This window comes from Streptomyces sp. NBC_00091 (genome assembly GCF_026343185.1).
GTDB lineage: Bacteria > Actinomycetota > Actinomycetes > Streptomycetales > Streptomycetaceae > Streptomyces.
This window is the reverse complement of the sequence record NZ_JAPEMA010000001.1, coordinates 797617-822673: the sequence shown is the minus strand read 5'-3', so window position 1 is coordinate 822673 and position 25057 is coordinate 797617. Positions and strand designations below refer to the sequence as shown.

The following is a 25057-nucleotide window of genomic DNA, read 5'->3' as shown; positions in this document are numbered from 1 at the left end:
CGTACGTATCGCCTGAAACCGCCGCACAGCGGACACGCGCGAGCCCCGGCAGGTTACGGCGAACGCGCCGAAGGTCCCCCTTTTGCAGGGCACCCGGATTTTCCCGGGCGCCCGAAGCGGGTACGACTCACAGGTAGCACCGATCGGTAGGTCCCCCGATGCGGCGAGGTGAGTACCCGGATGTCGGCAACACGGCCCGTACAGCCCAAGGTGACCGAGCGCGAGGCACGGCAGGTCGCGGAAGCGGCCCGCGAGCAGGACTGGCGCAAGCCCAGCTTCGCCAAGGAGCTCTTCCTCGGGCGCTTCCGGCTCGACCTGATCCATCCCCACCCGCACCCCGCCGACGAGGACGTCCGGCGCGGCGAGGCCTTCCTGGCCCGGCTGCGGGAGTTCTGCGAGACCGAGATCGACGGGCAGCGCATCGAGCGCGAGGCCCGGATCCCCGACGAGACGGTGCGCGGGCTCAAGGAGCTCGGCGCCCTCGGCATGAAGATCGGCACCGAGTACGGCGGCCTGGGCCTCACCCAGGTCTACTACAACAAGGCGCTCGCCCTCGTCGGCTCCGTCAGCCCGGCCATCGGCGCCCTGCTCTCCGCCCACCAGTCGATCGGCGTACCGCAGCCGCTGAAGATGTTCGGCACCAAGGAGCAGCAGGACGCCTACCTGCCGCGCTGCGCCACCACCGCGATCAGCGCCTTCCTGCTCACCGAGCCGGACGTGGGCTCCGACCCGGCGCGGCTGGCCACCACCGCCGTGCCCGACCCCGGGGACGACGACACGTACGTCCTCGACGGGGTGAAGCTCTGGACCACCAACGGGGTGGTGGCCGACCTCCTCGTGGTCATGGCCCGGGTCCCCAAGAGCGAGAACCACCGCGGCGGGATCACCGCCTTCGTCGTCGAGGCCGACTCGCCGGGGATCACCGTCGAGCACCGCAACGCCTTCATGGGCCTGCGCGGCCTGGAGAACGGCGTCACCCGCTTCCACCGGGTCCGGGTGCCCGCCGCCCAGCGGATCGGCGCCGAGGGGGCCGGGCTCAAGATCGCGCTGACCACCCTCAACACCGGACGGCTGTCCCTGCCCGCCATGTGCGTCGGCGCCGGCAAGTGGTGCCTGAAGATCGCCCGCGAATGGTCCGGCGTACGCGAGCAGTGGGGCCGCCCGGTCGCCCGGCACGAGGCCGTCGGGGCGAAGATCTCCTTCATCGCGGCCACCACCTTCGCCCTGGAGGCGGTGGTGGACCTGGCCTCCCAGATGGCCGACGAAGACCGCAACGACATCCGCATCGAGGCCGCCCTCGCCAAGCTCTACGGCTCCGAGATGGCCTGCCTGATGGCCGACGAACTGGTCCAGATCCGCGGCGGACGCGGCTTCGAGACCGCCGAGTCCCTGGCCGCGCGCGGGGAGCGGGCCGTACCGGCCGAGCAGATGCTCCGCGACCTGCGCATCAACCGGATCTTCGAGGGCTCCACCGAGATCATGCACCTGCTGATCGCCCGCGAGGCCGTCGACGCCCACCTGTCCGTCGCCGGGGACCTCATCGACCCCGAGAAGGACCTGGGCGACAAGGCCAGGGCCGGCGCCCGCGCGGCCGGCTTCTACGCCCGCTGGCTGCCCAAGCTCGCCACCGGCCCCGGCCAGGTGCCCGGCACCTACCGGGAGTTCCACCCGGCCGGCCACCCCGACCTCGCCACCCACCTGCGCTACGTGGAGCGCGGCGCCCGCAAACTCGCCCGTACGACGTTCCTGGCCATGGCCCGCTGGCAGGGCCGCATGGAGACCAAGCAGAACTTCCTCGGCCGGATCGTGGACATCGGCGCCGAGCTCTTCGCCATGAGCGCCGCCTGCGTGCGCGCCGAGCACCTGCGCGCGAGCGGCGACCACGGCCGTGAGGCCTACCAGCTCGCCGACGCCTTCTGCCGGCAGTCCCGGCTGCGCGTCGAGGAGCTCTTCGGCCGCCTCTGGTCCAACACCGACGACCTCGACCGCAAGGTCGTCGAAGGGGTCCTCGGCGGCACCTACACCTGGCTGGAGGAGGGCGTCCTCGACCCCTCGGGCGACGGCCCGTGGATCGCGGACGCCGCCCCCGGCCCCTCCACCCACAAAAACGTTCACCGTCCCCTGCGCTGACCTGCCATCATCGGCAGCAGATCGGACGGATGTACGAGTACGCGTACGAGCACCGGTACCGGCACGAGCACGAGGCGGAAGAGGACGATGGCGACGGCCGAGGAGGACCGGGCCTGCCGGCGGCTGGCCTGGTGCGTGGCGCACCTGCTGCGCCACGCACCGCACCACGTGGTCGCCGACCTGCTCGACCGGCTCGACGAGCCGACCCGCAAGTACCTGTGCCGCGACCAGTGGCTGCCCGCCGCGGCCGTCACCCTGCTGCTGCGCCACGGCACCGACGCCGACCGGCACTACATCGCCCGCAACCCGCACGTCGTCGGCCGCCCGCTGCCCGGCCTGCCCGGCCCCGCGCGGTACGCCGCCCGGCCGGGGCCCTCGCCCGCGCTGCTGCGCGAGACCGGCCCCGGCCCCCTCACCCCCGACGAGCTGATCCGCCTGCTGCGCCGGCACGGCCGCCGCCCCCGGGTCCCGCTCACCCTGCTCGGCATGCAGCGGCCGCCCGGCCCCCGCGATCCCGAACCGCTGCTGCGCGCCCACGCCCGGGCACCGCTGCCGGCCGGGGCCGTCGAGGCGCTGCTGCTGGCGGGCGCCCTGCCCCGGCAGGCGTGCGCCGCGCTGCTCGACGCGCGCACGGGGGACACGTACGGGCGCCACTGGTACCGGCCCGCCGTCCGCGCCGTCCGGATGGGCCTGCTGACCTGCGACGAGCTCGTCGCCCACGTGGCCCCCGCAGCCCGGACCCTGCTGCTGGGGCACCTCCCCGTCACCCACGGGCTGCGCTGGACCCTGCCCGAACAGGCCGAGATGCAGTCGGCCGTGCACCGCGCCCTGCGCCCCGCGCTCGGCGACGACCCCCGGCTGTGGGCCGAGCTCGGCCGGCGGGCCGCCGGCTTCCGCGGCACCCTGCCCGAACTGGCGGCGGCCCTGGCCGCGGGCACCCCGTCCGCGCCCGGCGACGTACGCCACGACCCGGCGCTGGCCCGCGCGGTACGCCACCTCGCCCCGGACCCGGCCCCCGGCGAGCCGGCCGGCGGCTGGGAGCGCGAGCTGGCCCTGGTGAGCCTGGCCGTCCCGATGGAGACGGCCGCCGAGGACGTCCGCTGGGTCCGCGACTGCCTGGACCGCTCCCTGCTCACCGGCGCCGACGTGGTCCGGCACAAGGTCCCCGCCTGCTGGGCGCTCGACGAGGACCAGTGGCTCGGCGACATCGGCCACCCCGACCGGCACGACCGCCCCGCCGCCGTGCTCGCCGCCCGCGCCGAGGCCGACCGGCTCTTCGCCGCGGCCCTCGGGGACGATCCCGCGGCCTGGTGGCGGGCCGCCCGGGCGCTCCCCGACTTCGCCGGAACCCTGCCCGAACTCCTGGCCCGTGTCACGGACGGGGACTCCGTGTCCAAGCGTTCTTGAGTTGCGGCAACAATGGGGGGCATGAGCGACAGTCCAGCCCCCCTCGCCGACCCGCACCTCCTCTTCGACGCCGCGGCCGGCCGCCGGGACATCGTCATCCTCGGGTCGACCGGGTCCATCGGCACCCAGGCCATCGACCTCGCCCTGCGCAACCCGGACCGGTTCCGGGTCACGGCGCTGTCCGCCGCCGGCGGGCGGGTCGCCCTGCTGGCCGAACAGGCCAGGCAGCTGCGGGTCAAGACGGTGGCCGTCGCCCGCGAGGACGCCGTACCGGCCCTCAAGGAGGCGCTGAGCGAGCAGTACGGCGCCGCCGAGCCGCTGCCCGAGATCCTGGCCGGGCCCGACGCGGCGACCGAGCTGGCGGCCTCCGAGTGCCACACCGTCCTGAACGGCATCACCGGCTCCATCGGCCTCGCCCCCACCCTCGCGGCGCTGCGGGCGGGCCGCACCCTGGCCCTGGCCAACAAGGAGTCGCTGATCGTCGGCGGCCCCCTGGTCAAGGCTCTCGCGAAGCCCGGCCAGATCATCCCCGTGGACTCCGAGCACGCGGCCCTCTTCCAGGCCCTCGCCGCCGGCACCCGGGCCGACGTGCGCAAGCTCGTGGTCACCGCCTCCGGCGGCCCCTTCCGCGGCCGCACCCGCGCGGAGCTGGCCTCGGTGACCGTCCAGGACGCCCTCGCGCACCCCACCTGGGCCATGGGCCCGGTCATCACGGTCAACAGCGCCACGCTGGTCAACAAGGGGCTGGAGGTCATCGAGGCACACCTGCTCTACGACATCCCCTTCGACCGCATCGAGGTCGTGGTCCACCCGCAGTCCTACGTGCACTCGATGGTCGAGTTCACGGACGGCTCCACCCTCGCCCAGGCCACCCCGCCGGACATGCGCGGCCCCATCGCGATCGGCCTCGGCTGGCCCGTGCGGGTCCCGGACGCGGCCCCCGCCTTCGACTGGACCAAGGCGTCCACCTGGGAGTTCTTCCCGCTGGACACCGAGGCCTTCCCGTCGGTCGGCCTGGCCCGGCACGTCGGTACCCTGGGCGGCACCGCGCCCGCCGTGTTCAATGCGGCGAACGAGGAGTGCGTGGAGGCCTTCCTGGCCGGTCGGCTGCCGTTCACAGCAATCATGGATACCGTCTCTGCCGTGGTCGACGAGCACGGAACACCGGAGTCGGGAACTTCCCTGACCGTGGCGGACGTCCTCGAAGCGGAGACCTGGGCCAGGGCCCGGGCACGGGAGACGGCGGCGCGGGCCGCAGTGGAGGCGAGCGCATGACGCTGGTGCTGAACCTGATCGGTGTGCTCGTATTCGTGGGCGGACTGCTCTTCTCGATCGCCTGGCACGAGCTCGGCCACCTCTCCACGGCCAAGCTCTTCGGCATCCGCGTGCCCCAGTACATGGTCGGCTTCGGCAAGACCATCTGGTCGCGCAAGAAGGGCGAGACCGAGTACGGGATCAAGGCCATCCCGATGGGCGGCTACATCCGCATGATCGGGATGTTCCCGCCCGGCGAGGACGGCAAGGTCACCGCCCGCTCCACCTCGCCCTTCCGGTCGATGATCGAGGACGCCCGCTCGGCGGCCTACGAGGAGCTCCAGCCCGGCGACGAGACGCGGCTGTTCTACACGCGCAAGCCGTGGAAGCGCGTCATCGTGATGTTCGCGGGCCCCTTCATGAACCTGGTGCTCGCCCTCGCGATCTTCTTCGGCGTCTGGATGACCTTCGGGATCAACCGGACGACCACCTCGGTCGCGAGCGTCTCGCCCTGCGTCATCCAGCAGAGCGAGAAGCGCGAGATCTGCAAGGACGGCGACCCGGTGGCCCCGGCCAAGAAGGCCGGCCTGCGGGCGGACGACACGATCGTCGCCTTCAACGGCAAGAAGGTCGCCGACTGGTCCGCCCTCCAGAAGCGCATCCGCGACACCGTCGGCCCCGCCACGGTCACCGTGGTGCGCGACGGGCAGCAGCTGAACATCCCGGTCAACCTGATCGAGAACAAGGTCGCCAAGACCGACGGGCACGGCGGCTACGTCAAGGGCCAGTACGTGACGGCCGGCTGGCTCGGCTTCAGCCCGAAGAACGAGATCGCGGCCCTGTCCTTCGGCGAGTCCGTCGACCACATGGCCGAGATCGTCGACAGCAGCGTCCAGGGCCTCGTCCAGCTCCCCGCCAAGGTCCCCGCCCTGTGGAACGCGGCCTTCGGCGGCGGCGAGCGCGAGCCCGACTCCCCGATGGGCATCGTCGGAGCGGCCCGGATGAGCGGGGACATCGCCGCCCTGGACCTGCCCAGCGAGCAGAAGATGTCGATCCTGCTCAACGTGCTGGGCATGTTCAACCTCTCGCTCTTCCTGTTCAACATGCTGCCCCTGCTGCCCCTGGACGGCGGGCACATCGCGGGCGCCCTGTGGGAGTCCCTGCGCCGCACCGTGGCGCGGATCTTCCGGCGGGCCGACCCCGGTCCCTTCGACGTGGCGAAGCTGATGCCCGCCGCGTACGTGGTCGCCGGGATCTTCGTCTGCTTCACCCTGCTGGTCCTCGTGGCCGACGTGGTCAACCCGATCCGGATCACCTAGCCGTACCGGCGGTACACGAGCCGTGAGGGAGCCGGGCACGCATCGTGCCCGGCTCCCTACGTTCGGGTGGCGCGACCCCTCGGATGCAAGGGGCGCGCGTTGCTTGGCGTAACCTCGAAGGCTGGAGCCCGCCGATCTCGGGACCTCGATCCACACCTTGGGGTTGCACAGCAGATGACTGCCATCTCTCTCGGAATGCCGTCCGTGCCGACGAAGCTTGCCGACCGCCGGGTCAGCCGCAAGATCCAGGTCGGTTCCGTGGCCGTCGGAGGCGACGCACCCGTCTCGGTGCAGTCGATGACCACGACCCGGACCTCCGACATCGGCGCCACGCTCCAGCAGATCGCCGAGCTGACCGCCTCCGGCTGTCAGATCGTCCGCGTGGCCTGCCCGACGCAGGACGACGCCGACGCGCTGGCCGTCATCGCGAAGAAGTCGCAGATCCCGGTCATCGCCGACATCCACTTCCAGCCCAAGTACGTCTTCGCCGCGATCGACGCCGGCTGCGCCGCCGTCCGCGTGAACCCGGGCAACATCAAGCAGTTCGACGACAAGGTCAAGGAGATCGCGTACGCCGCCAAGGAGGCGGGTACCCCGATCCGCATCGGCGTCAACGCAGGCTCCCTCGACGCGCGCCTGCTGAAGAAGTACGGCAAGGCCACCCCCGAGGCGCTGGTCGAGTCCGCGCTGTGGGAGGCCTCCCTCTTCGAGGAGCACGGCTTCGGCGACATCAAGATCTCGGTCAAGCACAACGACCCGGTCGTCATGGTCAACGCCTACCGCCAGCTCGCCGCCCAGTGCGACTACCCGCTGCACCTCGGCGTCACCGAGGCCGGCCCCGCCTTCCAGGGCACCATCAAGTCCGCCGTCGCCTTCGGCGCGCTGCTCTCCGAGGGCATCGGCGACACCATCCGCGTCTCCCTCTCCGCGCCGCCGGTCGAGGAGGTCAAGGTCGGCAACCAGATCCTGGAGTCGCTGAACCTCAAGCCGCGCCGCCTGGAGATCGTCTCCTGCCCCTCCTGCGGCCGCGCCCAGGTCGACGTCTACAAGCTGGCCGAGGAGGTCACGGCGGGCCTGGAGGGCATGACGGTCCCGCTGCGCGTCGCCGTCATGGGCTGCGTCGTCAACGGCCCCGGCGAGGCCCGCGAGGCCGACCTCGGCGTCGCCTCCGGCAACGGCAAGGGCCAGATCTTCGTGAAGGGCGAGGTCATCAAGACCGTCCCCGAGTCCAAGATCGTCGAGACCCTCATCGAGGAGGCGCTGAAGATCGCCGAGCAGATGGAGAAGGACGGGATCGCCTCCGGCGAGCCCAGCGTCGCCATCGGCGTCTGACCCCGCACCGCCCGAGACCTTCCCCGGCCCCGTTTCCGCAGCTCGCGGACGGGGCCGGGGTTTTTGCGATCCGTGGGACCAGGCGTCCGCAGGTTGCTCCGGGTACAGTGCGGAGATCAGCAGACTTGCACGGTGAGGCCCCAGTGTTGACGCAGACCACCACCCGGGTCCTTGAGCCCAGTGATCTCGACGCCGCGCTCGACATCCTCGGACGCGAGCCGGTCGAGAACGCCTTCGTCACCTCCCGGGTCCAGGTCGCCGGACTCGACCCCTGGCGCCTGGGCGGGGAGATGTGGGGCTGGTACGCCGACGGCCGGCTCCGCTCCATGTGCTACGCGGGAGCCAACCTGGTCCCCGTCTGTGCCGGCCCCGACGCCGTACGCGCCTTCGCCGACCGGGCCCGGCGCACCGGCCGCCGCTGCTCCTCCATCGTCGGCCCCGCCGAGGCCACCCGGCTGCTGTGGCAGCTCCTGGAGCCCAGCTGGGGACCGGCCCGCGACATCCGCGCCCACCAGCCGCTCATGGTCACCGAGCAGCCGTCCACCGAGATCACGGCCGACCCGCTGGTCCGCCGGATCCGCAAGGACGAGATGGACGTGATCATGCCCGCCTGCGTGGCCATGTTCACCGAGGAGGTCGGCATCTCGCCCATGGCCGGGGACGGCGGGCTGCTCTACCAGGCCCGCGTCGCGGAACTCGTCGGCAGCGGCCGTTCCTTCGCCCGCGTCGAGAACGGCAAGGTCGTCTTCAAGGCCGAGATCGGCGCCGCCACCGCCCGCGCCTGCCAGATCCAGGGCGTGTGGGTGGCCCCCGAATTCCGCGGCCGGGGGCACTCCGAGACCGGCATGGCCGCCGTCGTGCGGTACGCGCTGCGCGACGTGGCCCCCGTGGTCAGCCTCTACGTCAACGACTACAACACCGCGGCCCGCGCCGCCTACCGTCGGGTGGGCTTCCGCGAGGTCGGCGCCTTCATGAGCGTCCTGTTCTGACCTCCATCCGGGAGGGTCCGGTTTCGTCCGGGAAGCCGTACCGGAGCGCCCCTACCCCGAAGTAAGGTCGCCGCATGCTGCCTACTCCCTCGGGCGACGACCCCGCACGGCCCGCCGGCCTCCGCATCGGGCACCTCGACCTCGCCGGCCGGGTGGACGAAGCCCTGCGCGTCCAGGCCGTGGCCTTCGGGCTCAGCGAGGAGGAGGTCGGCATCCGGCGCTACATCGTCCAGCGCCACATGACCTGCCCCGGCGCCCGCGCGCTCGGCGCGTTCACCGACGACGGGGCGCTGGCCGGCTTCGTGTACGGCATGCCCAACGACCGCGGCCACTGGTGGTCCACGATCGTCGAGCCGTACCTGCGGGCCGGCGGCGTCGAGGACTGGCTCGACGACTCCTTCGTCATCACCGAGCTGCACGTCCACCCCGGCTTCCAGGGCCGCGGCGTCGGCCGCGCCCTCATCACCCGGATCACCGACAACGCCGCCCAGCCGCGCTCGATCCTCTCGGCCATCGACACCGACAGCCCGGCCCGCGGGCTGTACGCGGCCCTCGGCTACCGGGACCTGGCCCGCAAGGTCCACTTCCCGAGCGCGAGCCTGCCGTACGCCGTCATGGGCGCCCCGCTGCCCCTGCTCAGGCCCCCGCACACGCCCTGAATTCGTTTCCGGGCCCCGCGCGGCCCCCGGTAGCCTCCCGTCATGTCTACGCAACACGTGCAGCGCATGTCCCGCCTCATGGCCAAGACCCTCCGCGAGGACCCGGCCGACGCGGAGACCCTCAGCCACCGCCTCCTGGTCCGGGCCGGCTACGTCCGGCGCAGCTCCGCCGGGGTGTGGACCTGGCTGCCGCTCGGCAAGAAGGTCCTGGACAACGTCTCGCGCGTCGTCCGCGAGGAGATGGACGCGATCGGGGCCCAGGAGGTGCTGCTGCCGGCGCTGCTGCCGAAGGAGCCGTACGAGGTCAGCGGCCGCTGGTCGGAGTACGGGGACCTGCTGTTCCGGCTGAAGGACCGCAAGGGCGCCGACTACCTCCTCGGCCCCACCCACGAGGAGATCTTCACCCTCCTGGTGAAGGACCAGTGCACCTCCTACAAGGACCTGCCGGTCATGCTGTACCAGATCCAGACCAAGTACCGGGACGAGGCCCGGCCCCGGTCCGGCGTACTGCGCGGGCGCGAGTTCCAGATGAAGGACTCGTACTCCTTCGACGTGTCCGACGAGGGGCTGGAGGAGTCCTACCGGCTCCACCGCGAGGCCTACGTACGCATCTTCGAGCGGCTCGGCCTGGACCACCGCATCGTGTCCGCGGTGTCGGGCGCGATGGGCGGCTCGGCGTCGGAGGAGTTCCTCGCGCCCGCCGGCGCGGGCGAGGACACCTTCGTGGACTGCCCCTCCTGCGACTACGCGGCGAACACCGAGGCGGTGACCTTCGCACTGACCCCGGTAGAGGGCGGCGGGCACGGCCCGCTGGAGGAGATCCCCACCCCCGACACCCCCACCATCGAGACCCTGGCCGCCCACCTGGGCGTCCCCGCCTCGGCGACCCTGAAGAACCTCCTGGTCAAGGTCGACGGCGAGATCACCGCCGTCGGCGTGCCGGGGGACCGGGAGGTGGACCTCGGCAAGCTCGGGGAACACCTGGCCCCGGCGGTGGTGGAGCTGGTGACGGCGGAGGACTTCGCCGGCCGGCCCGACCTCGTACGCGGCTACGTGGGCCCGCAGGGCCTGGACAAGGTGCGCTACCTGGCCGACCCCCGGGTCGCGCCGGGTACCGCCTGGGTGACCGGGGCCAACAAGCCCGACACCCACGCCCGCAACGTGGTCTGCGGCCGGGACTTCGAGGTGGACCGCTACCTGGACGTGGTCGTCGTCGAGCCGGGCGACCCCTGCCCGGCCTGCGGCGCGGGGCTGCGGCTGGACCGGGCGATCGAGATCGGGCACATCTTCCAGCTGGGCCGCAAGTACGCGGACGCCTTCGGGCTGGACGTGCTCGGCAAGGAGGGCAAGCCGGTCCGGGTCACCATGGGCTCCTACGGCATCGGCGTCTCCCGGGCGGTGGCCGCGCTGGCCGAGCAGACGGCCGACGAGCGGGGCCTGTGCTGGCCCGCGGCGGTGGCACCGGCCGACGTCCACGTGGTGGCGGCGGGCAAGGCCGGGCCGCTCGCGCTGGCGGAGGAAGCGGCGGGGGCGCTGGCCGCGGCGGGCCTGCGGGTGCTCCTGGACGACCGCCCGGGGCTGTCCCCGGGGGTCAAGCTCACGGACGCGGAGCTGATCGGCGTGCCGTGGATCCTGGTGGCGGGCCGCCGCTCCGCCGAAGGCGTCGTCGAACTCCAGCACCGCGCATCCGGCACCCGCGAGGAACTCCCCCTCCAGGAAGCCCTGTCCCGCCTGACGTAACGGCGCTCCGCGCCCGCGCCTCAAACGCCGGCGAGGCTGGAAGATCCAGCCTCGCCGGCGTTTGAGGCGCGGGGTCCGGGGCGGAGCCCCTGGGGGCACCTCCCAGCGGTAGCTGGGGGAGGAACGGTGGAAGGGCGGGTAGGGGACCGGCCCCGCGCAGCGGGGCGCTACGCTGCCGGGCCGGGGCCCGGGGGCCCGGCAACCGCCGGCGGCGGGGGCGGCTGGGCGGCGGGAGCAACAGGGGCCGCGCGTTCCAGGAACCGCAGCAGCTCCACCGGGAAGGGCAGCACCAGGGTGGAGTTCTTCTCCGCCGCGACCGCTATCACCGTCTGCAGCAGCCGCAGCTGCAGCGCCGCCGGCTGGTCCGACATCACCGCGGCCGCCTCGGCCAGCTTGTGCGAGGCCTGGAGCTCCGCGTCCGCGTTGATCACCCGCGCCCGCCGCTCCCGGTCCGCCTCCGCCTGCCGTGCCATCGACCGCTTCATCGTCTCGGGCAGCGACACGTCCTTGATCTCGACCCGGTCGATCTGCACGCCCCACCCCATGGCCGGGCTGTCGATCATCAGCTCCAGCCCCTGGTTGAGCTTCTCGCGGTTCGACAGCAGATCGTCCAGATCGCTCTTGCCGATGATCGACCGCAGCGAGGTCTGCGCCATCTGGGAGACCGCGAAGCGGTAGTCCTCCACCGCGATGATCGCGCTCGCCGCGTCGACCACCTTGAAGTACACCACCGCGTCGACCCGCACCGTGACGTTGTCCCGGGTGATGCCCTCCTGGGCCGGCACCGGCATCGTCACGATCTGCAGGTTCACCTTCCGCAGCCGGTCCATGCCCGGAACGATCATCGTGAACCCGGGCGGCCGGATCCCCTCCCGTAGCCGGCCGAAGCGGAAGACCACGCCCCGCTCGTACTGCTTCACCACCCGCGCGGCAGCGCCCAGATAGACCGCGACGCCCGTGGCGGCGGCGATTCCCGCTGTCAGCAGTTCCTCGACCATGACGGCCCCCTGCCGGACACACACCTATCCATCCACGGTATGCCCTACAGCCAGGAAGCGAACTCCAGCAGCAGCTCCGCGTCCCGCCGCCGCCCCGCCGCCAGCGCCCGGCTGCCGGACTCCACGGCCCGGAAGACCGTCCAGCCCCGCAGCCGCTCCCGGTCCACCTCCAGGGAGTCGGCGAGCTTGTTCACCCGCCGCCGCGCCCCGGCCGCCCCCGCCGAGGAGGCGACCTGGTCCTCCAGCCGGTCCCGGACCAGCCGCGCCAGGTCGTAGGCCCGCTCGCCGACCAGCGGGTCCGGGCCCACCGTCAGCCACGGCGCCCGCTCGCCGGCCAGCACCTTGCCCTGGCGGAAGTTCCCGTGCAGCAGCAGTTCCTCGCCGGGCAGGGCGGTCAGCTCCTCCCGCAGCGCCATCGCGGTGTCCGCGAGCGCGCGCGCCTCGGGCGGCGCCGACCGCAGCACCCCGCACTCGGCGGCCGTGCGCTCGGCCACCGTCTCGAAGGGATGCCCGTCCGGCGGCCGCACCCACAGCCGCCGCAGCGTCCCGCACGCCTCCAGCAGGGCCTTGGCCTCCGGCAGCGAACGCAGCGACACGTCCGGGTGCAGGCGCTCCAGCAGCAGCGCCCCGTCGTCCTCGTGGTGGCGGGAGTCGAGGACCCGTACGGCCCCGAAACCGCCCCAGTGCGCGAGCGCGGCCAGCTCCCGGTCGGGCCGGGCCGCCGGCGGCGCCAGCTTGAGGGCGGCCGGGGTGCCGTCGGGGTAGCGCACGAGCAGCACCAGACTGCTGCGGCCGCCCGGGGTCTGAACCCGCTGGGCCGCAACGTCCCGCCGCTTCAGCGCCTCCTCGGCCAGCTCGGGCAGGCGCCCCAGCCACTCCGTGTCCCGCTCGGTCCGCGGCAGCTCGCCGAGCGCCCGTACGAGCCGCTGCGGCGGTTCGAAAGCCATGCGTGCGTGGTCCCTTTCAGCTGGTACGGGCCCGCTACGAGCGTTCCGTGAGCCCAGGGAAGGCTACGCCGACACCGCGCCAGCGTGCCGCGCGCACGGCCGCGGCGCTCAGCGCGTCGGCCGCCTCGCGGCGCAACTGGCCGTCGGCCGACCGCACCAGATCGGAATACGCGCCCGCCACCCGGTCCTCGATGTCGGCGGCCAGCCGCTCGCTGTCGGCCGGGGTGCGCAGCTCGAAGGGCAGGGCGTACGCGGCCTCGGCGGGCTGCGGCGCCCCGCCCAGCTCCCGCACGGTCCGGGTGAGCCGGTCGCGGCGCGCCAGGTGGCCGCCGTACGCCGCCCGGGCCTCTTCCGCCCGGGCTGGCGCGATCCGCGCGCCGATCACCCCGTACCCGTACGCCGCCGCGTGCTCGGCGGCCAGCGCGGCCTGGGCGGCCTGGAGGGCGCGGCCGGCGGGGGAGGGGGAGGAGGCGGGCGCGGGCTTCACGAGGCGGCTCCGGGGGTCGAGGTCAGCAGGTAGGCGTGGACGGCCCCGCAGGCCGCCACCGAGGCCAGCATCCGGGCCAGTTCCCCGGGGGCGCCGGCCAGGGCGATCGTCCGGGCCTCGGACAGGCTCCGCTCGGCGTCCGCGAGCGCGCTCAGGGCCTCCTCGGGCTGCGGCGGGACGGCCTCGCGGCTCGCCGCCGGCGCGGCGGACGCCGGTGCGACGGCCGGGGGCGCGGAGGGGCGTCCGGAGGGGGCTCCGGACGCGGCCGGGGAGGCCGGGCGGGAGGCCGGCCCGCGGGCCGCCGGGTCCGCGAAGGCCAGCGCCGCGGTGTGCGCCGCGACGGCGGCCCGCAGCGGCGCGAGGCGCCCGGCGAGGGCGGGATGGGCGGCGGCGGTGGTGTCGTAACGTTCCAGCAGTCGCTCACTGTCACGAACGGCGCTCTCCCGCAGCCGCCGTTCGAGCGGAATCCCGCTGTCGGCGCCGGAGGCGTCACCGCCACCGGTGCACCCGGTGAGCAGCGCGGCCCCGGCCGCGCCGGCGGCTCCGGCGAGCAGGCTCCTTCGTGAGGGCGAGGGCCTCAAGGGCGTGGTCCAGGGCACGGGGGCGTCCTCGGGGTGATGACGGGGCAGGGTGTGATCACGGTACCCGGGGGTCCCGTCCGGAGCGCGGACGGCAACACCCTCCGCGACCGGATACCCTTTGACCTGACACGCGACGGAAAACCACAACAGCACACGCGGCCGAGGAGTCACCCGGATGAGCACCACCCAGAGCGACAGGCTGCGCGGACTGCTGGAGCCACTCGTCGCCGCCAAGGGCCTGGACCTCGAGGAGATCGAGCTGTCCAAGGCGGGCAAGCGCCGGATGCTGCGCATCATCGTGGATTCCGATGAGGGTGTCGACCTGGACGAGTGTGCCGAGCTGAGCCGTGAGATCTCCGACAAGCTCGACGAGACCGACGCGATGGGCGAGGACGAGTACAACCTCGAGGTCAGCTCGCCGGGCGCGGACCGCCCGCTCAGCGAGCACCGTCACTACGTTCGGGCGACGGGCCGCCTCGTGAAGTTCCAGCTGGGGGAGAGCGGGGAACTGATCGCCCGCATCCTCGGCGTCGACGACGAGGGCCTGGACCTCGAAGTCCCGGGTGTGAAGGGCCGCAAGGCGACCACCCGCCGTATTGCATTCACCGACATCGCCAAGGCGCGTGTCGAGATCGAGTTCAGCCGCAAGGACAAGAAGGAAGAGGAGGCGTAGCCGTGGACATCGACATGAGTGCCCTGCGGGGTCTGGTCCGGGAGAAGGAGATCTCCTTCGACCTGCTCGTCGAGGCGATCGAGTCGGCCCTCCTCATCGCGTACCACCGGACCGAGGGGAGCTTCCGCCGCGCTCGCGTCGTGCTGGACCGCACCAACGGTCACGTGGTCGTGTGGGCGACGGAGGACCCGAGGGACCTCGAAGAGGGACAGGAGCCCAAGGAGTTCGACGACACCCCGTCGGACTTCGGGCGGATCGCCGCGACGACCGCCAAGCAGGTGATCCTCCAGCGTCTGCGCGACGCCGAGGACGACCTGACCTTCGGCGAGTTCGCCGGCCGCGAGGGTGACGTCATCACCGGCGTCGTCCAGCAGGGCAAGGACCCCAAGAACGTCCTCGTCGACATCGGCAAGCTGGAGGCCATCCTGCCGGTGCAGGAGCAGGTCCCCGGTGAGGACTACACGCACGGACTCCGCCTGAAGGCGTACGTCGTGCGGGTGGCGAAGGGTGTCCGCGGTCCGTCCGTGACCCTGTCGCGCACCCACCCCAACCTGGTGAAGAAGCTGTTCGCCCTGGAGGTCCCGGAGATCGCCGACGGCAGCGTCGAGATCTGCGCGATCGCCCGCGAGGCCGGCCACCGCACGAAGATCGCCGTCCGGTCGACCCGCTCGGGCCTCAACCCGAAGGGCGCCTGCATCGGCCCGATGGGCGCCCGGGTGCGCAATGTCATGGCCGAGCTGCACGGCGAGAAGATCGACATCGTCGACTGGTCGGACGACCCGGCGGAGATGGTCGCGAACGCGCTGTCACCCGCCCGGGTGAGCAGGGTCGAGGTCGTCGACTGGGACTCCCGCTCCGCGCGGGTGACCGTGCCCGACTACCAGCTGTCGCTGGCCATCGGCAAGGAGGGCCAGAACGCCCGCCTCGCCGCCCGCCTCACCGGCTGGCGCATCGACATCCGCCCGGACACCGAGGTGCCCGCCGACGCGGACGCCGGCGCCTGACCGGGAATAAATCGCTACCGGTCGGGAGTTTCCGGCCGGTAGACAGGTGCTCCGGTACCACCCGAGTACCCGATGAGACAACAACGACATCCGTTCGATTTTTCACCTGAAGGGGTGAGGTCGGTACGGGGAGGTAGACTTAGGCGTGTCTGGCCGGACGCAAGCCCGCGCATGCCCCGAACGCACCTGTGTGGGGTGCCGGGAGCGAGCGGCCAAGAGCGATCTGCTGCGCATCGTGGCGATCGGGGACGAATGCGTCCCCGATCCACGCGGTACGCTGCCCGGCCGGGGTGCCTACGTGCACCCCGCCGTGGTCTGCCTCGACCAGGCGGTCCGCCGCCGGGCGTTCCCCCGGGCCCTCCGGTCCGCAGGAGCGCTCGACACGGAGGAACTGCGCAAAGCCCTGGCCGTACCGGCCGGGGCGACACCGTAAGAAGAAGTACGGCACGGACACACACCGTGCGGTCAGGTACCTCGCGAGTTGGAAGTAGGTCGAGATTGCGATGAGCACTCGATGAGTACGCGATGAGTACGCCCATGAAGTAGCGACGGTCCGGCGTAACCCGGACCTAAAAGGAGCGAAGTGGCTAAGGTCCGGGTATACGAACTCGCCAAGGAGTTCGGGGTAGAGAGCAAGGTCGTCATGGCCAAGCTCCAAGAACTCGGTGAATTCGTCCGTTCGGCGTCCTCGACGATCGAGGCGCCGGTTGTACGCAAGTTGACTGACGCACTGCAGGGGCCCGGCGGCAACGCCGGCAAGTCCGCTGCGAAGCCCGGCGCGCCCCGCAAGGCCGCGCCCGCCAAGCCCGCGGCGCCCTCCCCGGCCGCTGCGGCACGTCCCGCCGCCCCCAAGCCCGGCGCGCCGGTGGCTCCCAAGCCCGCCGTCGCCGAGGCCCCCGCGGCAGTAACCCCGGTGACTCCGGCCGCTCCCGGCCCGCGTCCCGGTCCCAAGGCTCCCGCCCCGAAGCCCGCTCCGGCGGCTCCCGTGGCGACCGAGTTCTCCGCGCCTCCGGCGGCCCCGGCCGCTCCGGCGCGCACCGAGCGTCCCGCCGCCTCCCCCGGCCCCCGTCCGGCGCAGCAGCGTCCGGCCGGCCCGGCCCAGGGCGGTGCCCGTCCCGGCGCCCCGCGTCCGGCCGGCGCCACCCCCGGTGGCCAGGGACAGCGTCCCGCCGGTGGCCAGGGCTCCCAGGCCCCGCGTCCGCAGGGCGCCCGTCCGGCCGGTCCCCGTCCGGGCAACAACCCGTTCACCTCTGGTGGCTCCACCGGCATGGCGCGCCCGCAGGCGCCCCGTCCGGCCGGCGCTCCCCGTCCCGGTGCCCCCGGCGCCGGCGGCGGCCAGGGTGCTCCCCGCCCGCAGGGTGGCCCCGGTGGCGCTCCGCGTCCGCAGGGTCCCGGTGCCGGTCGTCCGACCCCCGGCGGCATGCCCCGTCCGCAGGGCGGCGCCCCGCGTCCGGGTGGTGCTCCCGGTGGTAACCGTCCGAACCCGGGCATGATGCCGCAGCGTCCCGCTGCCGGTGGTCCCGGTCCCCGTCCCGGTGGTGGCCCCGGCCGTCCCGGTGCCGGTGGTCCGCGTCCCGGTGGTGGCGCCGGTCGTCCCGGTGGCGGCGGCTTCGCCGGCCGTCCGGCCGGTCCGGGCTCGCGTCCGGCGGGTGGCGGCTTCGGCGGCCCGCGTCCGGGTGGCGGCGGCTTCGGCGGCGGCCCGGCCGGTGCCGGTGGCGGCGGTCGTCCCGGCTTCGGTGGTCGTCCCGGTGGTCCCGGTGCCCGTGGTGGCACGCAGGGTGCCTTCGGCCGTCCCGGTGGTCCGGCCCGTCGTGGTCGCAAGTCCAAGCGCCAGCGTCGCCAGGAGTACGAGGCCATGCAGGCCCCGTCCGTCGGCGGCGTGATGCTGCCGCGCGGTGGCGGCGAGACCGTTCGCCTGTCGCGCGGTGCCTCCCTCACCGACTTCGCGGAGAAGATCAACGCCAACCCGGCGTCGCTCGTCGCCGTGATGATGAACCTCGGCGAGATGGTCACTGCCACGCAGTCCGTCTCCGACGAGACCCTCCAGCTCCTCGCCGGCGAGATGAACTACACCGTTCAGATCGTCAGCCCGGAGGAAGAGGACCGCGAGCTCCTCGAGGGCTTCGACATCGAGTTCGGCGAGGACGAGGGCGGCGAGGAATTCCTCATGCCGCGTCCGCCGGTCGTGACCGTCATGGGTCACGTCGACCACGGTAAGACCCGACTCCTCGACGCCATCCGCAAGACGAACGTCGTCGCGGGCGAGGCCGGTGGCATCACCCAGCACATCGGTGCCTACCAGGTCGGTACCAACGTCAACGGTGAAGACCGCAAGATCACCTTCATCGACACCCCGGGTCACGAGGCGTTCACCGCCATGCGTGCCCGTGGTGCCAAGTCGACCGACATCGCGATCCTCGTGGTCGCGGCCAACGACGGCGTCATGCCGCAGACGATCGAGGCGCTCAACCACGCCAAGGCCGCCGGCGTCCCGATCGTCGTCGCGGTCAACAAGATCGACGTCGAGGGTGCCGACCCGGTCAAGGTGCGCGGTCAGCTCACCGAGTTCGGTCTGGTCGCCGAGGAGTACGGCGGCGACACGATGTTCGTCGACATCTCCGCCAAGCAGGGTCTGCACATCGACTCCCTGCTCGAGGCCGTCGTCCTCACCGCCGACGCCTCCCTCGACCTGCGCGCCAACCCGGAGCAGGACGCTCAGGGTATTGCGATCGAGTCCCACCTCGACCGCGGCCGCGGTGCCGTTGCCACCGTCCTCGTCCAGCGCGGTACCCTCCGCGTCGGCGACACGATGGTCGTGGGCGACGCCTACGGCCGAGTGCGCGCCATGCTCGACGACAAGGGCAACAACGTCGAGGAAGCGGGTCCGTCGACCCCCGTCCTGGTCCTGGGTCTCACCAACGTCCCCGGCGCCGGCGACAACTTCCTCGTCGTCGACGAGGACCGTACGGCCCGTCAGATCGCCGAGAAGCGTGCTGCGCGTGAGCGCAACGCCAACTTCGCCAAGCGCGTCCGTCGCGTGTCCCTCGAGGACCTCGACTCCGTGCTCAAGGCCGGTCTGGTCCAGGAACTCAACCTCATCATCAAGGGCGACGCGTCCGGTGCGGTCGAGGCTCTCGAGTCCTCGCTGCTCCAGCTCGACGTCGGTGAAGAGGTCGACATCCGGGTCCTGCACCGCGGTGTGGGTGCGGTCACCGAGTCCGACATCTCGCTCGCGATGGGCTCCGACGCCATCGTCATCGGTTACAACGTCCGTGCGGCCGGCCGTGCCGCGCAGATGGCGGACCGTGAGGGCGTCGACGTCCGCTACTACTCGGTGATCTACCAGGCCATCGAGGAGATCGAGGCGGCCCTGAAGGGTCTGCTCAAGCCGGAGTACGAAGAGGTCGAGCTCGGTACGGCGGAGGTCCGCGAGATCTTCCGCTCGTCCAAGCTGGGCAACATCGCGGGTGTCCTCATCCGCTCCGGCGAGGTCAAGCGCAACACCAAGGCGCGGCTCCTGCGCGATGGCAAGGTCATCGCCGAGAACCTCACCATCTCCGGTCTGCGCCGCTTCAAGGACGACGTCACCGAGATCCGCGAAGGCTTCGAGGGTGGTATCAACCTCGGTTCCTTCAACGACATCAAGATCGACGACGTCATCGCGACGTACGAGATGCGCGAGAAGCCCCGCGCGTAAGCGCGAGGCGGTTCGCACCGTGTCGTAGGTAGCTGTAACACCGGGGCCGGTCGGCGGAATATCCGTCGATCGGCCCCGGCCGTTGCGTGTACGGTTCTGGTGACCCTGCCGCGCGAAGGCCGGCAGGCCACCGAACCCGCACCGGCGGGATATCCGGATCTGCATGTACGTGGGGACTCTGTCCTTCGATCTGCTCCTCGGCGACGTCCACTCGCTGAAGGAGAAACGCTCCGTCGTCCGGCCCATCGTCGCCGAGCTCCAGCGCAAGTTCTCTGTGAGCGCGGCCGAAGTGGGCGACCAGGACCTGCACCGCAGGGCCCGCATAGGGGTCGCTCTGGTGAGTGGGGACACGGGGTTCCTCTCGGATGTACTGGACCGCTGCGAGCGGCTGGTCGCGGCACGTCCGGAAGTGGAGCTGCTGTCCGTACGACGGCGCCTCCACGGTGATGAAGACTGACTGCAAGACGAAGAAGGAGACGGACCAGTGGCCGACAATGCGCGGGCGAAGAAGCTGGCGGACCTCATCCGGGAGGTGGTGGCCGAGAAGCTGCTGCGCGGTGTCAAGGACCCCCGCCTCGGTACGCACGTGACCATCACGGACACCCGGGTCACCGGCGACCTGCGGGAGGCCACGGTCTTCTACACGGTCTACGGCGACGACGAGGACCGGGCCAGCGCGGCAGCGGGCCTGGAGAGCGCCAAGGGCGTACTGCGCTCCGCGGTCGGCCGGGCGGCGGGAACCAAGTTCACGCCCACCCTGACCTTCGTGGCGGACGCCCTCCCGGAGACCGCCAAGACCATCGAGGACCTCCTCGACAAGGCACGTTCCTCCGACGCCCAGGTGCGCGAGGTGTCCTCCGGCGCGCAGTACGCCGGTGACGCCGACCCGTACAAGAAGCCGGGCGAGGACGAAGACGAGGACGCAGCCGCGGAATGAGCACCACCAACGCAGCAAAGACTCCCCCAGCTACCGCTGGGAGGGTCCCCCAGGACGGCCTTGTCATCGTCGACAAGCCGTCCGGCTTCACTTCGCACGACGTGGTCGCCAAGATGCGCGGGATCGCCAAGACCCGCCGCGTCGGCCACGCCGGCACCCTCGACCCGATGGCGACGGGCGTCCTCGTCCTCGGTGTCGAGAAGGCCACCAAGCTCCTCGGCCACCTCGCGCTGACCGAGAAGGAGTACCTCGGGACGATCCGTCTCGGCCAGTACACCCTCACGGACGACGCCGAGGGCGAGATCACCGCGTCCGCGGACGCCTCCGGGGTGACCCGTGAGGCCGTGGACGCGGGGATCGCCAAGCTGACCGGCGACATCATGCAGGTCCCGTCCAAGGTCAGCGCCATCAAGATCAAGGGCGTGCGCTCCTACAAGCGCGCCCGTGACGGCGAGGACTTCGAGATCCCGGCCCGCCCGGTGACCGTCTCGTCGTTCCAGGTGTACGACATGCGGGAAGCGGAGGCCGAGGACGGCACCAAGGTCGTCGACCTCGTCGTCTCCGTCGTCTGCTCCAGCGGTACGTACATCCGCGCCCTCGCCCGCGACCTGGGCGCCGACCTCGGCGTGGGCGGCCACCTCACGGCGCTGCGGCGCACGCGGGTGGGCCCGTACAAGCTCGACCGGGCGCGCACCCTGGACCAGCTCCAGGAGGAGCTGACCGTCATGCCGATCGGCGAGGCGGCCGCCGCCGCCTTCGCCCGCTGGGACCTGGACGCGCGACGGGCCTCGCTGCTCGCCAACGGCGTGCGGATCGACATGCCGGACGAGTACCAGGACGGCCGGACCGTCGCCGTCTACGGGCCGCAGGGCCAGCTGCTCGGGCTCGTGGAGAGCAAGGGCGGCAAGGCGAAGTCCCTCGCGGTCTTCGTCTGATCCCCCTCCGGTCCACGGCCGGTTCTTGACGTGGAGCGGTGAGCGCACACGGACTGCTGCTCACCGCTCCACGACCCCCCTCGGGTAGGTCTCTATCCACCCGGAGCCCCGTATTCACCCGTCCGAGCAGGCGCTCGGAGTGAATGGAGGGAGCGTTAGGGGGCGCTTTCGCCACGCGTGCTTTTCGTGCTGATCTTCACTTGCCTACCGTCGTGACCACGGGTCCCGCGGCGGGGGAGTGGTGCGGCGATGACGGACGAGGTCTCAGGCGGTGCGAGCGGCGACTCCGGTTCCGGGGGCGTCGCGGACACGGGCGTCGCGGACACGGGTGTCGCGGGCGTCGTGACGATCCGCGATCTGGCCGGACGGCCGCGCGGCAGCGGCTTCGTGGCCGACGACCGCGGAACGGTGATCACCAGCCACGAGGCCGTCGACGGACTGGCGCGGGTGGTGCTGCACGCCCCGGGGGAGCGGACCTGGCTGGCCGGCGCCGCTGACGTGACCGCCCTGCCGGAGCTCGGGCTGGCCCTCGTGCGGAGCGACGGACTGGGGGTGCGGCCGCTGCCCGTGGCGATGCGCGAGGTGATCCCTCCGGGGACGTACGTACGCCTCCCCGCGCGGGGCTGGCGCCAGGCGCGGGTGCTCGGGGCGGGCGCGGAGGTCACCTACACCGCGACGGACCGCTTCCACGTACTGCCCGCCACCGTCGAGCTGGCCATCGGAACGGCCGGCCGGGACGCCCTGCGGCTAGGCGGCGAGGCCTGCGGGGGGCCGGTCCTCGACGCGGGCACCGGAGCGGTGCTCGCGGTACTGGCCACCGCTCTCGAAGCGGAGCATCGCTCCGGAAGCTTCGCCGTACCCCTGCGCGCGGCCGCCGCGGCCGCACCCGGCGGGCCCCTCGCGGCGCTGCTGGAACGCAACTCCGCCACGGTGCCGGGCTACGGCGGCGACCTCAACCTGGCCGGCGCCCTGGAGCTGACCGCCACCACCATCGGCTCGGCCTTCCCCCCGGCCGAGGGCGCCGGACCCGGGCCGGACCCCGTGCCCCGCCCCGGGATCGCCGCCGGGCTGGCGGTCTTCACCGCCGGGGAGGACCTCGTGCTCGGCCTGGTCGGGAACCCCGGCACCGGCCGCACCACCGCCCTCGCCGCCCTGGCCGCCGACCGGGCGCGCGGACCCCGCCCCGCCCCGACGCTCTGGCTGCGCGGGGCCGACCTGCGGGGCGGCGACGCCTCACTGGCCGACGCCGTCGCGCGGGCGCTGGCTGCGGCGGGCCGCATCGTCACCGCGGGCGCGGAGCCGGGCGGCGGCCCGGACCCCGCCGGACCGGGCGGAGCGGGGGTCGCCTCGCCGGGGGCGGCGCCCGCCCTGGAGGGGACCGCCGAGCGCGTGGCCCGGCTGGCGAGCGCCGCCGGGCGGGCGCTCCTGGTGGTGCTGGACACCCCCGAGGAGATGCCGCCCCAGCTCGCGCACCGCCTCGAGCCGTGGACCGCCGCCACCGCCGGGTGGCTGCGCCGCACCGGGGCCCGGCTGGTGGTCGCGGCCCGGCCCGAGTACTGGGAGCGGGCCGGGGGCCTCTACCCGCCGGAGCTGCTGCACACCCCGGCCCGCGCCCTCCGGAGGCTGCCGCCCGCCCTCCCCGTCGGGGACCTGACCCCCGAGGAGGCGCGGACGGCCCGGGTCCGGCTGGGCATCCCGGACGAGGCGGTGCGGGAGGCCGACGCGAGGCATCCGCTGACCCTGCGCCTGCTCGCGGGGATCCGCGCCGCCGAGGTCACGGCGGGCCGCCCGGGCCGTGACGAGGTCTTCGCGGCGCACCTGGACCTGGTGGCCCTGCGCGTAGCCGTCCGCATCGCCGCCGCGGCCGCCACCCTCCCGCCGCCCAGGCCCGCCGCCGCCGAGCCCGCCCTGGGGCCGGGGCAGGGGCAGGGGCAGGAGGGCGCGGACCGGGGCGGCGCGGGGCGCGCGGGCGGGGTGTACGGGCCCGGGGTGCGGCGGCTGGCGGCGCGGGTGGCCGGCCGGGTGCACGAGGCCGCGCGACGGTGCCTCGGCCCCGGGCAGGGGCAGCTGGACCGGGCCGCCTTCGAGGAGCTGTTCCCCTGGCGCACCGGCTGGGCCTCCGCCGTCCTCACCGAGGGCCTGCTGGTCCCGGCGGGCCCCGGCTACCGGTTCGCGCACGAGGAGCTGTCCGACTGGCTCCAGGCCGGACACCTCGATGTCCCCAGCGCCCTGGAGAACCTCGTGCACCGCGGCCCCGCCGCCCCGGGCCCGCCCGTACCCAGGCACCGCATCGGGCCCGTACTGGAAGCCCTGCGCAGGCTCCCGCCCGCCGAGATCCGCGGCCGGCTGGACGGACTGGTGGGCGCCCTGAACGCCTTCGCCGAGGAAACGGCGCGAGCGCCGGGACCGGGAGGACTCGCGGGCCCCGGGGAATCCGTGCACCCCGACCGCGTCTGGTGGGCCTCGCGGCTGCTGCGCGGGACCCTGCTCGGCGCCGCCGACGCCACCCCGTACCTGCCCGTCCTGCACGCCCTCGCCGAGCACGTGGCGCGGGCCGCCTCCGGCGAGTTCGGCGGCTGGTTCTGGAACCGCCTCCGGCTGCCCGAGTCCGACCGCCTCGACCTGCTGCGCCGCCTGCTGCCCGCCGACCACCACTACCTGGAGGCCGCCGCCCGCCGCCTCGCCCGCGCCCCGCAGCTCGTCCTGCCCCTGCTCTGCGCCTGGTTCACCGACGAGCGCCGGCTGCGCGGCCGCCCCGGAGCCACCGTCGCCACCGCTGCCCAGGCCCTGCTGCACACCCACCGCGGCCTCGCGGTGGACGACCTCACCGAGGCCCTCGTCAGCGCCGCGCACGCCCGCGCCGACGAACTCCTCGCCGTCCTCGCGGAGGAGGAGCCCTCCGCGCTGTGCCGCGCCGTCGACCGCTGGGCCCACGACGAACGGCCCGGGCGGCGCGTGGCCGCCGCCGCGTACGGCCTCGCCACCGCCCCGCACGTGCGCACCCCCGCCGACCGGGAGCTGCTGCGCTACGCCGCCCAGGCGCTCCTCGCCCGCCCCGGGGACAGCAGCCTGCACGGCAGCGCCCTCGGGATGCTGCTCCGCGACCCCCAGGCGCGGGCCCGCTACCTGCCCGACGCCCTCGACTGCTTCCGCGACCCCGAGCGCGGCTCCCGGCTGCCCGCCTCCGCGCTCGTCGCGGCGCTGCCCGTACTGCCCGACCCGGACGCGGTGTTCGCCGCGCTGCGGGCCCGGGCCGACGGGGAGGTGCTCCGCGCCCTGGCCGCGCTCACCACCCCCGGGCTGGCCCGCCGCGCGGGTGACCTCGTACGGGACCACCTCGCCGGCCACCCCGAGGACGCCCCGCACGCCGCCGCCTTCGTGGACCGGCGCCTGGAACAGGGCCCCGCCGCCGGGCCGGTGCTGCGCCCCCTCGTCCTGGGCCTGCTGCGGACCGCCCCGCCGCCGGTCCGGGCCGCGCTGGCCGGCGTACTGGCCGCGCCCGGGGCGGAGCCCTCGTACGCGCTGCGGGCCGAGCTGGCCGACGTACTGCTGCGCGAGGAGGACGATCCGGCGGTGCTCGGCGCCTTCCTCGCGGCGCTGGCGGCCGGGGCCTGCGGGCGCCCGGAGGACCGTACCCGCGAGCTGCTGCGGCGCACCGGGCGGCAGCTGCTGCGGGCACCGGGCGGGCCCGCCGTGTTCGAGCACCGCACGGTGGAGCTGGCCCGGGCCGACCCGGTCTTCGGGGCGCTGGTCTCCCGCTGGCTCGCGGAGGCGCAGACGGAGGCGGCGGCGCTGCTCGGCCCGGGGGCCCGGCGTACGGTGGAGACCCTTCGCAGAGCCGCGCCGGACATTACGTGAGGCGGGGAGCGATCCCAGCCAGATGCCGATGCGGGGCCCCGGCCGACGGCATGGCAGTCTTAGACCTGCAATCGGCAATTCAGTACAGGGACTACACGGGTTCGGGCGAG

General features: G+C 73.3%; 20 protein-coding genes. 16 read left to right on the top strand and 4 right to left on the bottom strand.

Annotated elements, in window-relative coordinates; genetic code table 11:
- Nucleotides 1-180: 180 nt before the first annotated feature.
- The 8 genes from OOK34_RS03335 (at nt 181) to OOK34_RS03300 (ending at nt 10830) form a co-directional block, all read left to right on the top strand.
- Nucleotides 181-2130: an acyl-CoA dehydrogenase family protein gene (locus tag OOK34_RS03335; RefSeq protein WP_267032367.1), complete on the top strand. Its 1950-nt coding sequence runs from the start codon at nt 181-183 to the stop codon at nt 2128-2130.
- Between the two features lie 87 nt (nt 2131-2217).
- Complete coding sequence (locus tag OOK34_RS03330; protein WP_267032366.1) at nt 2218-3537, top strand: hypothetical protein; 1320 nt, start codon at nt 2218-2220, stop codon at nt 3535-3537.
- Between the two features lie 12 nt (nt 3538-3549).
- Nucleotides 3550-4812, top strand: coding sequence for a 1-deoxy-D-xylulose-5-phosphate reductoisomerase (gene dxr, locus OOK34_RS03325; RefSeq protein WP_267032365.1), 1263 nt, complete (start codon nt 3550-3552; stop codon nt 4810-4812).
- Nucleotides 4809-6110 (top strand): RIP metalloprotease, encoded by a 1302-nt coding sequence (locus OOK34_RS03320; RefSeq protein WP_267032364.1) that lies wholly within the window; start codon nt 4809-4811, stop codon nt 6108-6110. Before dxr ends, OOK34_RS03320 begins: the two co-directional genes overlap by 4 nt.
- A 174-nt stretch (nt 6111-6284) precedes the next feature.
- Nucleotides 6285-7442: a flavodoxin-dependent (E)-4-hydroxy-3-methylbut-2-enyl-diphosphate synthase gene (ispG, locus tag OOK34_RS03315; protein WP_267032363.1), complete on the top strand. Its 1158-nt coding sequence runs from the start codon at nt 6285-6287 to the stop codon at nt 7440-7442.
- Between the two features lie 143 nt (nt 7443-7585).
- Nucleotides 7586-8431, top strand: a complete 846-nt coding sequence (locus OOK34_RS03310) for a GNAT family N-acetyltransferase (RefSeq protein WP_267032362.1) — start codon at nt 7586-7588, stop codon at nt 8429-8431.
- 74 nt (nt 8432-8505) lie between these two features.
- Entirely contained in the window at nt 8506-9090 is a 585-nt protein-coding gene (locus OOK34_RS03305) for a GNAT family N-acetyltransferase (protein ID WP_267032361.1), read from the top strand.
- A 42-nt stretch (nt 9091-9132) separates the two neighbouring features.
- On the top strand, nt 9133-10830 hold the full coding sequence (locus OOK34_RS03300; RefSeq protein ID WP_267032360.1) for a proline--tRNA ligase: 1698 nt from the start codon (nt 9133-9135) through the stop codon (nt 10828-10830).
- 167 nt (nt 10831-10997) lie between these two features.
- Here OOK34_RS03300 and OOK34_RS03295 read toward each other — a convergent pair whose 3' ends face one another.
- Genes OOK34_RS03295 through OOK34_RS03280 form a run of 4 tightly spaced genes read right to left on the bottom strand, consistent with a single transcriptional unit; the run spans nt 10998 to nt 13861 of the window.
- Nucleotides 10998-11828 carry a slipin family protein gene (locus tag OOK34_RS03295; RefSeq protein ID WP_267032359.1) on the bottom strand — a complete coding sequence of 277 codons (831 nt, stop codon included), beginning with the start codon at nt 11826-11828 and terminating at the stop codon, nt 10998-11000.
- A gap of 44 nt (nt 11829-11872) precedes the next feature.
- Nucleotides 11873-12775 carry an aminoglycoside phosphotransferase family protein gene (locus tag OOK34_RS03290; protein ID WP_267032358.1) on the bottom strand — a complete coding sequence of 301 codons (903 nt, stop codon included), beginning with the start codon at nt 12773-12775 and terminating at the stop codon, nt 11873-11875.
- A 34-nt stretch (nt 12776-12809) separates the two neighbouring features.
- The gene (locus tag OOK34_RS03285; protein ID WP_267032357.1) at nt 12810-13262 is read right to left on the bottom strand and encodes a ferritin-like domain-containing protein; all 453 of its coding nucleotides are present in this window, start codon (nt 13260-13262) and stop codon (nt 12810-12812) included.
- Nucleotides 13259-13861, bottom strand: coding sequence for a hypothetical protein (locus tag OOK34_RS03280; RefSeq protein WP_267032356.1), 603 nt, complete (start codon nt 13859-13861; stop codon nt 13259-13261). The genes OOK34_RS03285 and OOK34_RS03280 overlap by 4 nt, the downstream gene beginning before the upstream one ends.
- 157 nt (nt 13862-14018) lie before the next feature.
- On the opposite strand from OOK34_RS03280, the gene rimP reads away from it, so the two are divergent.
- The 8 genes from rimP (at nt 14019) to OOK34_RS03240 (ending at nt 24947) form a co-directional block, all read left to right on the top strand.
- Nucleotides 14019-14516, top strand: coding sequence for a ribosome maturation factor RimP (rimP, locus tag OOK34_RS03275; RefSeq protein WP_267032355.1), 498 nt, complete (start codon nt 14019-14021; stop codon nt 14514-14516).
- A gap of 2 nt (nt 14517-14518) precedes the next feature.
- The gene (gene nusA / locus OOK34_RS03270; RefSeq protein ID WP_267032354.1) at nt 14519-15520 is read left to right on the top strand and encodes a transcription termination factor NusA; all 1002 of its coding nucleotides are present in this window, start codon (nt 14519-14521) and stop codon (nt 15518-15520) included.
- A 145-nt stretch (nt 15521-15665) separates the two neighbouring features.
- Nucleotides 15666-15953, top strand: a complete 288-nt coding sequence (locus tag OOK34_RS03265; RefSeq protein ID WP_267032353.1) for a YlxR family protein — start codon at nt 15666-15668, stop codon at nt 15951-15953.
- A 150-nt stretch (nt 15954-16103) separates the two neighbouring features.
- Entirely contained in the window at nt 16104-19217 is a 3114-nt protein-coding gene (gene infB, locus OOK34_RS03260) for a translation initiation factor IF-2 (RefSeq protein WP_267032352.1), read from the top strand.
- 163 nt (nt 19218-19380) lie between these two features.
- Nucleotides 19381-19674, top strand: coding sequence for a DUF503 domain-containing protein (locus OOK34_RS03255; protein ID WP_030161467.1), 294 nt, complete (start codon nt 19381-19383; stop codon nt 19672-19674).
- Between the two features lie 27 nt (nt 19675-19701).
- Entirely contained in the window at nt 19702-20154 is a 453-nt protein-coding gene (rbfA, locus tag OOK34_RS03250; protein WP_267032351.1) for a 30S ribosome-binding factor RbfA, read from the top strand.
- Nucleotides 20151-21089, top strand: a complete 939-nt coding sequence (truB, locus tag OOK34_RS03245) for a tRNA pseudouridine(55) synthase TruB (RefSeq protein WP_267032350.1) — start codon at nt 20151-20153, stop codon at nt 21087-21089. Before rbfA ends, truB begins: the two co-directional genes overlap by 4 nt.
- 249 nt (nt 21090-21338) lie before the next feature.
- On the top strand, nt 21339-24947 hold the full coding sequence (locus OOK34_RS03240) for a serine protease (protein ID WP_267032349.1): 3609 nt from the start codon (nt 21339-21341) through the stop codon (nt 24945-24947).
- Nucleotides 24948-25057: the final 110 nt, after the last annotated feature.